Consider the following 14,160-nt stretch of genomic DNA (forward strand, 5'->3'; position numbering starts at 1 on the left):
CCGGGCGGTGCACGGCCCCGGCGCGCTACGACGCCGGCCGGATGTTCTGATTGAGCCGGAAGAGGTTCCCGGGATCGTACTTCGCCTTGACCTTGGCGAGCCGCTCCCAGTTCGAGCCGTAGGCGCCTTGCACGCGCTGGGCCTCGTCCTCCGGCATGAAGTTCACGTACACGCCGCCGGTCGCGTAGGGGGTGAGCGCGGCGAAGAGCGAGCGCGCCCAGCGGATGCACTCCGCGTCCTGGGTGCGATCGGTCCAGCGCGTGTGGACGTTCACGAACAGGCGCACGTCCCGCCGCGAGTAGGCGGTTGCGTCCGCGGGCACCCGGCCGATCGCGCCCCCGAGAGTGCCGATGAACACCTCGCACTCGGGAGACGGCAGCCGGCGGACGCTATCCAACAGGACGTCGATCGCCGCATCGCCGAGCTCGCGCAGGTCGTGCGACTTCCAGTAGTTCCGGGCACCGGGGGTGAGCAGCGGGTCGAGCGCGGTCTGCCACGCGACGAACGGCGCCGGGCCGATCACGTCGGCGATGGGCTGCCCGAGGGCGCGGAGCGGAGCGAGCGCCTTCAGCCCCTCCTCCGCGTCGCCCACGTAGCACGCGGCGAACACGAGGATCTCCTTGCCGTGGACCTCGGGCGGGAGGAACGGCAGCGGCGGCGCCTTTCGCATCACCACCCAGGCGGTCAGCTCGTCCGGCGCGGTGGCGGTGAAGCTCCGGAAGCCGGCGAGGAGCTCCTTCGCCCGGGAGAACGGGTGGACCACGAGCCCGGCGAGCACCATCGGCCCGAGCGGGTGGAGGCGGAACTCGAACGAGGTCACCACGCCGAAGTTCCCGCCGCCGCCGCGGAGCGCCCAGAACAGGTCGGCGTTCTCCTCCTCGCTCGCGTGGAGGAGCTTCCCGTCGGCGGTGACCACGTCGGCGGAGAGCAGGTTGTCGATGGTGAGCCCGAGCTTCCGGCTGGTCCAGCCGAACCCGCCGCCCAGCGTGAGCCCCGCCACCCCGGTGGTCGAGTTGATGCCGAGCGGCGTCGCGAGCCCGAAGGCCTGCGCCTCGCGGTCGAACTCACCGAGCGTGACGCCCGGCTCGACGCGGGCCGTCCGGCGGACGGGATCGATCCGCACCGACTTCATCGGCGTGAGATCGATCATGAGCCCCCCCTCGCAGACGGCGTTCCCGGCGACGTTGTGCCCGCCGCCGCGCACCGACAGGAGGACGTCATGGTCGCGCGCGAAGTCCACTGCCCGCATCACGTCCGCCGCCCCCGCGGCGCGCACCACCGCGCCGGGGTGCTTGTCGATCATCGCGTTCCAGAGGGTGCGTGCCTGCTCGTACCCGGGCTCCCCGGGGAAGCACAACGCTCCGCGCAGCTTCTCGCGGAGTGGAGCGAGCTTCTCCGGAGTCAGCGCAGGCACCTCGGCGTGTTCGGGCTTCGGCATCACGTTCGTCATTTCGGTCCTCCCAATGCCCGCGCGGCGGACCGCGAAGGGAACTCCTGCGACGCGCGCCGCGCGGAATGGCTCCACGCATACCGGCGCCGCTCGCGGCGACCCGCTCGCGCAGCGTGGCTCCTTGGGTCGTAAGCGGACGCTGGGTGCCGGCCGAGAGATCGCCCGCGGAACGAACGGACCGCGGGCGCCCGGACGCCGCGCAGCGCACGGCGCCCCTTCATCGCGGCGTCGATGGTCATGAAGCGGCGTGGCCCCCCGCCTATCTCGGCTCGCGATGTGGACCCGGCGGGACACCCGCCGACGCACGAAGGAGAGCGCAGATGGCGACGCAAGAGCAGGCAAGGACGACCGCGGGCGCGGAGGCTCCAGCGTTCATGGCGCGCGACGAGCTGAGCTGGGGACCGGCGCCGGAGGTCTTCCCCGCGGGGGCACAATTCTGCGTCCTACACGGCGACCCGGGCGCGCAGGGCGCGATGTTCACGGTCCGCCTGAAGGCGTCCCACGGCTACTGCTTCGCCCCGCACAGCCATCCTCACGACGAGCACGTGACGATCCTCTCCGGTTCCCTCCTGCTCGGGACCGGTCCCACGCTCGACCGCACGCGCGTGAGGACGCTCGAGCCCGGCAGCTACGTGTTCCTTCCCAGGGAGCAGTTCCACTACGCCTGGGCGGCGGATGACGACACCGTGTTCCAGGTCCACGCGATCGGGCCGTTCGCGATCACCTACGCGAACCCGGAGGACGACCCGCGCAACGCGGGCCTGAGGCACTGAGGGGCCTCGCGCGCGGGGACGCTATCGCCCCGGTACGACCGCGACCGCTGCCTCGCCACCGAACGGAGCGAGCCCGAGCGCCAGGTCCACGATCCCGTCGCCGTCGAGATCCGACGCCACCACGCGCACCGGCTCGAGGCCGGCGTAGAAGGCGTCCGGCGCGGCGGCGAACCCGCCCGCGGCGACGCCGCGGAAGACCTCGACGCGGTCGGCCGGCTCCACCCCGCCCGCATCGCCCGGCAGCGAGAAGAGATCGAGGCGCCCGTCCCCGTCCCAGTCGGCGAGCTCGAGCCCGATCGCCTTCGCGGCCACGGGGACGGCGACCGGAGCGGCGAACGTGCCGTCGCCGTTGCCGGCGTGGACGGCGGCGCTGCCCACCGCGCCGCCGACGAGGTCGAGCCTGCCGTCGCCGTCGAGATCGGCGAGCCGCACCTCCCCGTAGGCCGCCGAGGCGGCGCCGAACGTCGCCGGCATCGTGAACGTGCCGTCGCCCTTCCCCGCCAGGAAGGCGAGCCCGCTGCTCGGGGTCGCGAGCTGCGCGCCCCACGCCACGAGGAGGTCCGGCTTCCCGTCGCGGTTCAGATCGGCGAGCGCGAGCGCGGTCGGCACGCGCGGGAGCACGCCGCCCGCGGTCGGCAGCTTCACGGCGGGCTGCGCGACGAGCCCGCCCGCGCCGTCGCCCAGGAACACGGTGATCTCGTTCGTGTCCCGGGTGAGCGCGACCGCGTCGAGGTCGCCGTCGCGATCGAGGTCGGCGAGCGCGAGCGCGCGGAGCCGGGCCGGGAGCGTCACGTAGGCCGGGGTCGCGAAGGTTCCGTCGCCGTTTCCGCGCAGCGTCGCCAGCCGGTACTGGGTCGTCGCCGCGATGACGTCCAGGACGCCGTCGCGGTCGAGGTCGCCCAGCGCGAGCGCGACGACGTCGTCGGTGATCGCGACGCCCGCGTCGCGCTCCCAGGCGCCGCCCGGGCCGCGGCGCAGGACCCAGAGGGCGCCGGGGTCGAACTGATCCTCGTACCCCGTCGCCGCCACGAGCTCCACGCGGCCGTCGCGATCGAGGTCGGCCGATACGATCGTCGCGCCGAAGTAGCTGTCGATGGGCACCTTCACCGGCGCGGGCGCCTCGAACCCGCCGTCGCCGCGGCCGCGCGCCGCGAGGAGGCCGATCCCGGGAGGCGCGGCGCTGGTGCTCGCGCCGAGCGCGACGAGGTCGTCCTGCCCGTCCTGGTCGAGGTCGGCGAGCGCGAGGCTCTGGCCGGCGATGGCGGGGAGGACCGTGTCCACACCGTCGCCGAGGCCCGCCGGACCGCCGCGCCGGGCGCGCACGCCTCCGGCCCCGCCCGCGACCACGTCCGCGTAGCGATCGCCGTCGAGCGAGCCGACGGCCACCGCGTCTCCGGTTCCCGGGAGCGACTGCTCCCGGTCGTAGGACCCCCACCCGGTCGGCCCCCACACCACGGTCCCGCTCCCTCCGGTGGCCGAGCCCGTCGAGACGACTTCCAGCACCCCGTCGCCGTCCACGTCCCCGGCGGCGACGGCCGCGGCCTCGTACCAGCCGCCGCCCGTCCACAGATCGTGGGCCGTGAACCCGCCGGCCCCGTCGTTCAGGAGCACCTGCGGCAGGTAGTCGTTGAAGTACTTGCGCAGCACGAGGTCGAGCGCGCCGTCGCCGTCCAGATCCGCCGCAGAGATCCCGCCGTACGCGCCGTAGGTCGTGACCGCGACGCCCGCGTCGAACGTGAGATCCCCGCGGCCGCGGAGGATCCTGACCTCGCCGCTCGTGCGACAGGTGACGGCGAGGTCGCCCACGCCGTCGCCGGTGAGGTCGGCGATGACCACCGAGCTCGGGCCGCCATCGACGGTGAGGCTCACCCCGGCGCCGAACGTGCCGTCCAGGTTTCCGGGCATCACCTCGACGCTGTTCTGCCCCTCCCGCGTCACCGCCACGTCGAGCACCCCGTCGCCGGTGAGATCGCCGAGCGCGACGAAGCTCGCGCCGGAGAAGCCGCCGTAGGAGGGGCCCGCCGTGAACGTGCCGTCCCCGCGCCCCAGCTCCACGGAGAGGGCGTCGACCGAGGACACGTGCACCACGTCGAGCTTGCCGTCGCGATCGACGTCGCCGGTGGCGAGGTGCACGAGGTCCTTGACGCCCGGGTACCATGCGGGCGTCGCGAAGGCGGGCGCGCAGCGATGGGCGGCGAGGTTGCGCGCGATGGACAGGCTCGCGCCGCTCGACACCACGTCCGGCAGCCCGTCGCGATCCAGGTCGTGGACGACGGCGACCGAGCCGGAGCCCGCCGCGACCGCCGCGCCCACGCCGCCGCGGAAGACGACCGTCCCGCCGCCCCCCGAGACCACCAGGTCGAGCACCCCGTCGCGATCCAGGTCGGCGATCGCGAGCGCGCGCGGGTTCGTGACCGCGTCCTGCGCCGCGCCGACCACGTAGCCGCCCTGGGCGGTGGCATGGAGGACGCGGACCTTCCCGTCGTCCGCCGCGGTGGCGACGTCGGGGCGGCCGTCGCCGTCGAGATCGCCGACGGCGATCGCCTGCACCCCGGCCCCCGTCGCGTAGTCGACCGACGACCAGCCGCTCGCGGTCTGGAGCGCGACCGTCACCTTGGGACTCCCCTCGTACATCACCGCCAGGTCGAGCCGGCCGTCGCGGTCGAGGTCCGCCACGGCGAGCGCGTGTCCGCTCGCGATCGGCCCGTCCACCGCGGTGAAGTGGCCCGCTCCGTCGCCCTTCAGCACCGCCACGCCGGGGAGTGGGGCGACCGAGACGAGATCGAGCTTGCCGTCGCGATCGACGTCGGCGCTGGCGAGGAACGACCCACCCTTCGTCAGGGTCTGGTTGGACAGCGTGAAGCCGCCCGCGCCATTCCCGAGCGCCACGCCGAGCCAGGTCCCGGAGACGAACGCCACGTCGAGCTTGCCGTCGCCGTTGAAGTCGCCGGCCGCCGCGCCGCTCGTGGTCACGGGGGCGACGACCGTCCCGGCGCCGAACGCCGCGGCGCCGGTGCTGCCCGTTCCGCGCAGGAGGAGCACCGATCCTCCCACCTGCGCGACGAGGTCGAGCTTGCCGTCGCGATCGAAGTCTCCGGAGGCGAGGATCGGCCCAGCCCCGGCCGTGCCCGCGGTGGCCGAGAAGGCGAGCCCGTTCGCCACGGTCACGTCGCGCACGAGCTCCGCCCCGAAGTGGCCGCCGATCTCTGCGCGCACGCGCACCCTCGCCGGCCCCACCGCGCGCGGGAGGTCCCGCGTCGAGTCCCAGAGGAACCCGTGCAACGGCGCGGCGACGTACGTGGTCGAGCGCGCGAGGAGGCCCTCGTCTCCGATCGCGTCACTCCCGGCCTGCGTCGCGCGGCGGAAGACGCCGTCGCCCGGGTCGTACGCGATCTCGACGTTGGCGGGGAGGCTCTCGTACTGCTGCACGTGGTACCCGACCTTGGCGCACCCCGCGACGATGGCGTCGGGGGCGGCGAGGATCACATCCGGCGGATCGGGCAGGAAGGTGACCTTCGCGCGCGCGGCCGAGACGACGGGGATGGTGGCCGGATCGACGGTCGCCGAGATCACCTTCTCGCCGTGGATCAGGGTGGTGAGGCTGCCGGTCGCCGTGCCGTTCGCATCGGTGGGCGTCGCGGGCTGAACGAGTGTGTTCATGCTCCCGCCCGTGACGGTGAGCGCCACCGCTCGCCCGGGAAGCGGGTTCCCCCCGCGGTCGGTCACCCGGACGGTGATGGTTGCGGCGCCCACGCCGTCCGCGAAGAGCGGGTCCTGCTTGGTGACGGACAGCGTGATGGTCTCGGGGGTGGGCGGACCGGCCACGAACGTCACCACCGGCGTGTCGGCGAGGGGCGTCACCGCGCCCGACGGGTAGACCGTCGCCGTGGCCGAGAGCGTCTTCGCGCCGATGCGAGTGGAGCGGAGCTTCGTGCGAAAGGTGCCGTCCACCGCGCTCGTGCCGCTCGCGGTGTTCGCCGGGTATCCGCCCTCGAGCGCGGCGCCGTCACCCGAGACCGAGAGCCTCACGACCCCGTTCGCGACCGGCGCGCCATCGCCGTCGCGGAGCGTCACCACCACCGCGACTGCGTCGAGCCCATCGGCGATCACGCCTCCGGTGCGATCGACCGCGAGGCTGCTCCGCGTCGCCGACACCGCGCCCGTGCCGCCGGGCACCGGGCCGGGTCCCGGGCCAGGTCCCGGACCGGGGCCGGGGCCGGGGGAACCTCCGCTCCCGCCGCTGCACGCGGCGAGGGTCAGGGCGAGGAGCGCGAGCGCGCGGCGAGCGTTCATGGAAGTCCCTCCGCCGGCGAGACGGCCCGGCCGTGACCGCGCATTCTGGCAGGGTTCGCGCTGGGTCGCGAGGAGCCGCATCGACCGTGGGTGCGGGTAGGAGGTTCGCGTACGCACGGCCCCGAGGGGCCCGGAAGTGATGCTTGGAACGCGCTAAAGCTGGAGACCGTCGCTCCACCTCCGGAGAGAGCCATGGCCCATCGTGTCACCGCGCTCGTCGTGGGCGTCCTCGCCGTCCTCGCCGCCGCCTGCGCCGCGCCCGCCGCGCGCGCGCCCGCAGCTCCCGCCGCCGGGAGCGCCGCAGCCGCGATCGTCCCCGACCCGCCGCCGCCCACTCCGGTGAGACCGATCGCCGAGACCTACCACGGCGTGACCGTGACGGACCCTTACCGCTGGCTCGAGGACGGCGCCTCACCGGAGGTCGGGGCATGGACGGACGCCCAGGACGCGCGGGCGCGTCGGTTCCTCTCGTCGCTCCCGGAGCGCGACGCGATCGCGCGAAAGGTCGAGGCGCTCCTCACGGTGAAGACGGTCCGCTGGTCCAGCCTGCGCGCCCGGCCGGGCAGGCTCTTCGCGCTCCGTCGCGAGCCGGGCCAGCAGCAGCCGGCGCTCGTCGTGCTCCCGTCCGTTGACGCGCCGGAGGCGGCGAAGGGGGTCGTGGACCCGGTCGCGCTCGATCCGACGGGCGGCACCACCATCGACTTCTACCGGCCCTCCCCCGATGGCCGCGTGGTCGCGGTGTCGCTCTCGCGAGGCGGCACCGAGTCGGGCGACGTGCACTTCTACGAGACGGACACGGGCAAGGAGACGTTCGAGGTCCTGCACCGGGTGAACGGCGGGACCGCGGGCGGCGACCTCTCCTGGACTGCGGACGGCACGGGCGTCTACTACACGCGCTACCCACGCCCCGGCGAGCGGCCGCCCGAGGACGCCGAGTTCTACCTCCAGGTCTTCTTCCACCGCCTGGGCACGCCGGAGGCGAAGGACCGCCACGAGCTCGGTGACGAGTTCCCGCGGACCGCCGAGGTGAAGCTCGTCCCGCAGGAGACGACCGACCGCGTCCTCGCCATCGTCCAGGAGGGCGACAGCGGCCGCTTCCGGCACTGGCTGCGCGACGTGGACGGTCGCTGGCGCCGGATCACCGACTACCCCGACGCCATCGGGTTCGCGGCGTTCGGCGAGGGCGACGCGCTCTTCGTCCTCTCGCGGAAGGACGCGCCGCGCGGCAAGCTCCTCCGGCTCGCCCTGCCGGAGGCGCGGCTCGACCGCGCCAGCGTGATCGTCCCGGAGGGCGAGGCGGCCATCGACTGGACGTTCTCGTTCGGTCCGGATCCCGTCGTCACGGCGGACCGCATCTACGTCACCTACCAGCTCGGCGGCCCGACCGAGCTGCGCGCGTTCGCCCTCGACGGGAAGCCGCTCCCGCCGCTCGGGATCCCGGAGGGCTCGTCCGTGACCGGCGCCACCCGCTACGCCGGGAGCCAGGTCCTGTTCCGGCGGATGTCGTTCGTCGACCCGCCCGCCTGGTGGCGCGTCGACCCGTCGGCGCCGGCGCCCGTCGCGACCCCGCTCGCGACCCGCTCTCCGGTCGATCTCTCCGACGCCGAGACGCGGCGCGAGTGGGCAACCTCGAAGGACGGCACCCGCGTCCCGGTGACGCTCGTCCTGCGCAAGGGCACCAAGCTCGACGGCAGCGCCCCGTGCCTCGCCACCGGCTACGGCGGCTACGCCTTCTCGCTCGTGCCGGCGTTCGACCCGACCTTGCGGGTGTGGCTCGACCACGGCGGCGTCTACGCGGTCGTCCACGCGCGCGGCGGCGGCGAGCTCGGCGAGGCGTGGCACACGGGCGGGAGCGGCCTCGCGAAGCAGAACACCTTCGACGACTTCGCGGCCGCGCTGAGGCTCCTCGTGGACCGCGGCTACACGCGCCCGTCCCGCCTCGCGATCGAGGGCGGGTCGAACGGCGGGATCCTCATGGGCGCCATGATCACGCAGCACCCGGAGCTCCCCGCCGCCGTGATCTCGCACGTCGGCATCTACGACATGCTCCGGAACGAGACCACGAAGAACGGCCAGTTCAACGTGCCGGAGTACGGCTCGGTGGCGGACCCGGCGCAGTTCCAGGTGCTGCACGGCTACTCGCCGTACCATCGCGTCCGACCCGGCACGCCCTACCCCGCCGTCCTGCTCCTCGCCGGCCTCGCCGATCCGCGCGTCGACGTGTGGCACTCGCGGAAGCTCGCGGCGGCGCTGCAGGCGGACTCGACCTCGGGGAAGCCGGTGCTGCTCCGGATCGAGCACGAGGGCGGCCATGGGATCGGCGCGGCGCTGGCGCAGCAGATCGCGCAGACGGCCGACGTGTTCGCGTTCGCGCTCCACGAGCTCGGCGTCACGCGCCGCTGAGGGATCAACCCCGCAGCCAGAAGAGCGACGCCATCGCGAGCCCGGTCGCGACGATCCCCCCGCGAAGCCACGCGCCCCGGACGTGGCGAGCGACCCGCGCGCCCAGGTAGCCGCCCGCGATCGAGCCGACCATCATGAGCGCCCCCTCGCGCCACAGGATGATCCCGCCCCAGGCGTAGAGCCCCACCGCGATCGCGGAGAGGACCGCCGAGAGCAGGTTCTTGAGCCCGTTCATCGCGTTCAGGTTCGTCTGCCCGAGCAGCGCGAAGAGCGCGAGGAGCAGCACCCCGAGCCCGCCGTTGAAGTAGCCGCCGTAGACCGAGACCGCGAGCACGCCCATCGCCGCGCCGCGAGCGCCGGCCCCGCCCGCGCGCGCCGCGCGCAGGAGCCGCGGCGCGAAGGCGAAGATCGCGGTCGCCGCGAGGAGCAGCCACGGGACGATGCGCCGGAACGCAGGCGCGGGCGTGAGCAGCAGGAGCGCGGCGCCGAGCGCGCCCCCCGCGGCGCCGAGCGCGAGGAGCGCCGGGAACGACAGCCCGGGCGGCGGCCGCAGCTCCTCGCGGAAGCCCCACGTGCCGGAGAGATAGCCCGGCAGGAGCGCGAACGTGCCGGTCGCGTTCGCGGCGAGCGGCGCCGCGCCGGTGACGACGAGCGCCGGCAGCGTGAGGAAGCTGCCGCCGCCGGCCACCGCGTTGAGCGCCCCGGCCGCGAACGCCGCGGACGAGAGCAAGACGACCTCGCCGAAGCTCATGCGCGTCGCACCTTCGGCTGCGCGCAGCATTCGCGCGCCCTGCCCTGCCCGGGGCGACCGCGACCCGGGCACCTCCACGGCGTCTGCCCGAGGGGCCTCGAGCGACCGGATCTGCAGAAAATTTCGTCGCTCACGCTCGAATCCCTCGCGCTCTGGACAGGCTCCGAACGTTTGTCGTGGCGCCTGCGCGCTCCCGCGCACATTGAAACTTTCGTGTTACCGTACCCCGCCGCTGCTGGATTTGCGTCTCCCGAATCCGCTTTTTGCGCTCCTCGCGCCCACCCGCTCCAGGGGATCACATGACGAAGCTCTTCGGAACGCTGCTGCTCTGCGCCCTCTCCCTCCCGGTCTCCGCCGCCGACGCCGTGAAGATCGCCGTCACCGGCCCGTTCACCGGCGGCTCCGCCCCGATGGGCGCGTCCATGCGCGACGGCGCCAAGCTCGCCATCGCCGAGATCAACGCCGCCGGCGGCATCCAGGTCGGCGACAAGAAGCTCAAGATCGAGACCGTCGAGCGCGACGACGAGGCGAAGAACGAGCGCGGCGCGCTCATCGCCCAGGAGCTCGCCGCCATGGCGGACCTCTCCGGCGTCATCGGCTCCGTGAACACGGGCGTCGTGCTCGCGGGCGACAAGCACCTCCAGGACCGCGGCATCGTGAAGATCATCACCCCCGCCGCGGGCTCCGCCTCGATGACCCAGTGGGCGAAGGGCGCCGAGGGGCCGAAGACGCTCTCGATGTTCCGCTTCGCGGCGCACGACGGCATCCAGGCGGCGATGGTGGTCGAGGAGGCGATCAACCGGAAGTACGCGAAGGTCGCGCTGCTGCACGACTCGACGAACTACGGCGTCTCCGGCCGTGACGACCTCGTCCGCCAGATGAAGCTGCAGGGCGACAAGCTCCAGGTCGTCGCCACCGAGAAGTTCAACATCGGCGACAAGGACATGACCGCCCAGCTCCTCCGCGCGAAGGCCGGCGGCGCCCAGGCGATCCTGATCTGGGGCATCGGGCCCGAGATGGCGGCCGTCGCGAACGGCATGGCGAAGCTCGGCATGAAGGTGCCGCTCATCGGCGGCTGGACGCTCTCCATGTCGAACTTCATCGACAACGCCGGCAAGAACGGCAACGGCACGCTCATGCCGCAGACGTTCATCGAGGAGCCCATTACCCCGAAGGCCAAGGCGTTCATCGAGGCCTACCACAAGGCCTACGGCGTGACGCGCATCGCCTCGCCCGTGTCCGCCGCGCAGGGCTACGACGCGGTCTACCTCTTCGCCGCCGCGGTGAAGCAGGCGAAGAGCACCGACAGCCAGAAGATCCGCGAGGCGCTCGAGGACCTGAAGGAGCCGGTGAGCGGCGTCATCGCCACCTGGAAGAAGCCCTACGGGAAGTGGGACCCCTCGAACGTCGAGACCCACGAGGCGTTCCGCCGCGAGCAGGTCGTGATGGGGATGATCCAGGACGGCCGCGTCGTGTTCGCGAACGAGCGCGATCGCGCCCGCCTGCAGAAGAGCGGCAACATGTAGCCTCGGGCGAAGGGGGAGGAGGCCCGCCCTCCTCCCCTCCGCGTCCCGTGTCCTCTGCTCGTCCCTCCCTCTCGAAGCCCCGGACCCCGCGCGCCCGTGCCCGCCTCGATCGTCGCCCAGATGGCCATCAGCGGGGCGCTGATGGGCCTCGTCTACGCCCTCATCGCCTACGGCTTCCAGCTCACCTACGCCACGAGCAAGAGCATCAACTTCGGGCAGGGCGAGCTCGTGATGGTCTCGGCGTTCTTCAGCCTCACGCTCCTCGACCTGGGCCTCTCCTACTGGCTCGTGCTCCCCGCCGGCCTCCTCTTCGGCGCGGCGCTCGGCCTCGTGGTGGAGCGCGCCGCGGTGCGGCTCGCGCTCGAGCAGAAGAGCGAGGGCTGGATCCTGCTCACCATCATCCTCGGCCTGTTCTTCTTCTCGGCCGCGGAGAACATCTGGGGCCGCGACGACCGGCCGTTCCCGACGCCCATCCCCTCCGAGTCGTTCCACGTCTTCGGCGTGGACGTGACGCCGCTCGAGCTGTCGGTGGCGGTCGGCGTCCTCGCGGTGATGGGCCTCATCGAGCTCCTCAAGCGGAAGACCCTGCTCGGGAAGGCGTTCGAGGCGGTCTCGGTGGACCGCGACGCCGGGGAGCTCATGGGCATCTCGGCGAAGCGGACGGTGATGCTCTCCTACGCGCTCTCCGGCACGGTGGCCGCCCTCGCCGGCATCCTCGTCTCCCCCATCACCACGGTCGGGCCGACCATGGCCTCGGCGCTCGTGCTGAAGGCGTTCTCGGTCGCGGTGGTGGCGGGCCTCGACTCCGGGTTCGGCGTGGTGCTCGTCGGCATGTTCCTCGGCGCGCTCGAGACGCTCGCGAGCTTCTACGTCGGGAGCGGCTGGCGCGAGGCGCCCGGCCTCGTCCTCCTCATCCTGGCCCTGGCCGTGCGCCCCACCGGCGTGTTCGGCAAGGCCGCCATCCGCAAGGTCTGAGGGAGCCCTCGCGTCATGCTGAAACGGCTGCTCCTGGTGCGCGGTGCCGAGCTCCTCCTGTTCGTGTCCCTCGCGGCGCTCCCCCTCGCCGTGAGGAGCCCGTACGCGCTCGGGCTCCTCACGCTCCTCGCGATCTACGGCATCCTCCTCATCGGCCTCGACGTCACGGTCGGCTACCTCGGCCAGGTGAACCTCGCCCAGGCGGCGTTCCTCGGCCTCGGCGCCTACACGGCGGCGATCGTCGTCACCCACTCCGGCCTGGGGCTCGTGGGCGCGCTCGTCATCGCGCCGTCCGTGTGCTTCGTCCTCGGCGCGCTCCTGGCGCTGCCGGCGCTCCGGCTCGAGGGACCGCAGTTCGCGCTCGCGACGCTGAGCTTCACCGCGCTCGCGACCACCGCGCTGAACGAGCTCGAGTGGCTGACGCAGGGCGCCCAGGGCTTCAGCCTCTCCCGCCCGCCGCTCCTCGGGCACGCGCTCGGGGCCCGCGACTTCTACTGGCTGTGCATGGCGCTCCTGGCGATGGTCTGGATCGCGATGCGGAACCTGCTCTCGTCGCAGTGGGGCCGCGCGTTCGAGGCGCTTCGCGACAGCCCCATCGCCACCGACGCGATGGGGGTCGGCACCTACCGCCACAAGGTCGCGGCGTTCGCGTTCGGCTCCGGGCTGGGCGGCCTCGCCGGCGCGCTGTACGCGTTCAACTTCCAGTACCTTCAGCCGCAGAGCTTCGTCTACGAGCTCACGGTGATCCTGCTGCTCGGGGTGGTGCTCGGCGGGCGGAAGAGCCTGTGGGGCGCGTTCGTGGGCGCGACGCTCGTGGCGCTCCTGCCGAACCTGCTCTCGAACCGGACGCTGTTCCAGGCCTTCTCCGCCCTCGGGCTCGCCGTCGCGCTCGCCGCCGGCGCGCGCGGGCTCGTCCGGCGCACGATGCGGCCGTTCCAGGCGATCGCGCCGGTGGTCGCGACCCTCACCCTCGTGCTGGGCGGGCTCGTCGTCGAGAACACCGAGGACTGGCGCAAGGCGATCTTCGCGCTGATGCTGTTCTCGGTGGTGGTGGGGCTGCCCGAGGGGCTCATGGGCTTCGCCACCCGCTTCCTCGCGCAGCTCCTCCGCATCGCCCCGCCGACGCTGCCGCCCGCGTCACCCCTCGACGCGGTCCTCCCCGCCCGGCCAGCGGACGGGGCCGTGCTCCTCGAGCTGCGCGACCTCAGGCGCCACTTCGGCGGCGTGAAGGCGGTGGATGGCGTCTCCCTCTCCGTTCGGGCCGGCCACGTCCACGGCCTCATCGGCCCGAACGGCTCGGGCAAGAGCACGCTCGTGAACGTCGTCTCCGGCCTCTACACGCCGACCTCGGGCGTGGCGCTGCTCAGGGGCAGCGCGCTCCCCCAGGGCAGCCTCGTCCGCGTCGCGCGGGCCGGCGTCGCGCGCACCTTCCAGAACCTCCAGCTCTTCACCGGGCTCACCGCGCTCGAGAACGTGATGGTCGCGCTCACCGGCGTGTACCGGGCGCCGCTGCCGTTCGTGCTGCTCGGCCTCGGCCGCGCGGAGGACCGGCGCGCCCGCGCCGACGCCCTCGCGCTGCTCGAGCTCGTCGGGCTGGGGGACGAGGCGCGCACGCCGGCGAAGGACCTCACCTACGGCGCGCAGCGGTTCCTCGAGATCGCGCGGGCCCTCGCGCGGAAGCCCGAGGTCCTCATTCTCGACGAGCCGGCCGCCGGCCTCGCCCACCCCGACGTGGTGAAGCAGGTGGAGATCATCCGGCGGATTCGGCAGCGCGGCGTGACGATCGTGCTCATCGAGCACCACATGGACGTGGTGACGCAGCTCTGCGACGTCGTGACCGCGCTCGACGGCGGCAAGCTCATCGCGGAGGGCACGCCCGACGAGGTGAAGCGCCACCCCAAGGTCATCGAGGCCTACCTGGGCAACGTCGGGGACGTCGCCACCGAGCCCGCGCCGCCGGCGGCGGGCGCGCGGATCTCATGAGGGAGA

Annotated in this window: 8 protein-coding genes; 5 read left to right on the forward strand and 3 right to left on the reverse strand. The window is 73.2% G+C overall.

Annotation, left to right across the window (positions count from 1 at the left end):
• Positions 1–25 precede the first annotated feature (25 nt).
• A complete protein-coding gene (locus tag MNY62_RS01480; protein ID WP_242342316.1) occupies positions 26–1,438 on the reverse strand; it encodes an FAD-binding oxidoreductase in 1,413 nt (470 codons plus the stop codon).
• A gap of 332 nt (positions 1,439–1,770) precedes the next feature.
• On the opposite strand from MNY62_RS01480, the gene MNY62_RS01485 reads away from it, so the two are divergent.
• Positions 1,771–2,223 (forward strand): cupin domain-containing protein, encoded by a 453-nt coding sequence (locus tag MNY62_RS01485; protein WP_242342317.1) that lies wholly within the window; start codon positions 1,771–1,773, stop codon positions 2,221–2,223.
• A 21-nt stretch (positions 2,224–2,244) separates the two neighbouring features.
• Here the strand turns inward: MNY62_RS01485 and MNY62_RS01490 are convergent, their stop codons facing one another.
• Positions 2,245–6,516, reverse strand: a complete 4,272-nt coding sequence (locus MNY62_RS01490) for an FG-GAP-like repeat-containing protein (protein WP_242342318.1) — start codon at positions 6,514–6,516, stop codon at positions 2,245–2,247.
• A gap of 192 nt (positions 6,517–6,708) precedes the next feature.
• On the opposite strand from MNY62_RS01490, the gene MNY62_RS01495 reads away from it, so the two are divergent.
• Positions 6,709–8,919: a prolyl oligopeptidase family serine peptidase gene (locus MNY62_RS01495; RefSeq protein ID WP_242342319.1), complete on the forward strand. Its 2,211-nt coding sequence runs from the start codon at positions 6,709–6,711 to the stop codon at positions 8,917–8,919.
• 4 nt (positions 8,920–8,923) lie between these two features.
• Here MNY62_RS01495 and MNY62_RS01500 read toward each other — a convergent pair whose 3' ends face one another.
• A complete protein-coding gene (locus tag MNY62_RS01500; protein ID WP_242342320.1) occupies positions 8,924–9,670 on the reverse strand; it encodes a sulfite exporter TauE/SafE family protein in 747 nt (248 codons plus the stop codon).
• Positions 9,671–9,969: 299 nt separating this feature from the next.
• Between MNY62_RS01500 and MNY62_RS01505 the strand changes: the two genes are divergently transcribed.
• The 3 genes from MNY62_RS01505 to MNY62_RS01515 all read left to right on the forward strand — a co-directional run bounded on the left by MNY62_RS01505 (position 9,970) and on the right by MNY62_RS01515 (position 14,154).
• Positions 9,970–11,196, forward strand: coding sequence for an ABC transporter substrate-binding protein (locus MNY62_RS01505; protein WP_242342321.1), 1,227 nt, complete (start codon positions 9,970–9,972; stop codon positions 11,194–11,196).
• A gap of 96 nt (positions 11,197–11,292) precedes the next feature.
• Positions 11,293–12,171 (forward strand): branched-chain amino acid ABC transporter permease, encoded by an 879-nt coding sequence (locus MNY62_RS01510; RefSeq protein ID WP_242342322.1) that lies wholly within the window; start codon positions 11,293–11,295, stop codon positions 12,169–12,171.
• A gap of 15 nt (positions 12,172–12,186) precedes the next feature.
• Positions 12,187–14,154, forward strand: coding sequence for a branched-chain amino acid ABC transporter ATP-binding protein/permease (locus MNY62_RS01515; protein WP_242342323.1), 1,968 nt, complete (start codon positions 12,187–12,189; stop codon positions 14,152–14,154).
• Positions 14,155–14,160 lie beyond the last annotated feature (6 nt).

It is taken from the genome of Anaeromyxobacter terrae, assembly GCF_022690685.1.
GTDB classification, from domain to species: domain Bacteria; phylum Myxococcota; class Myxococcia; order Myxococcales; family Anaeromyxobacteraceae; genus Anaeromyxobacter; species Anaeromyxobacter terrae.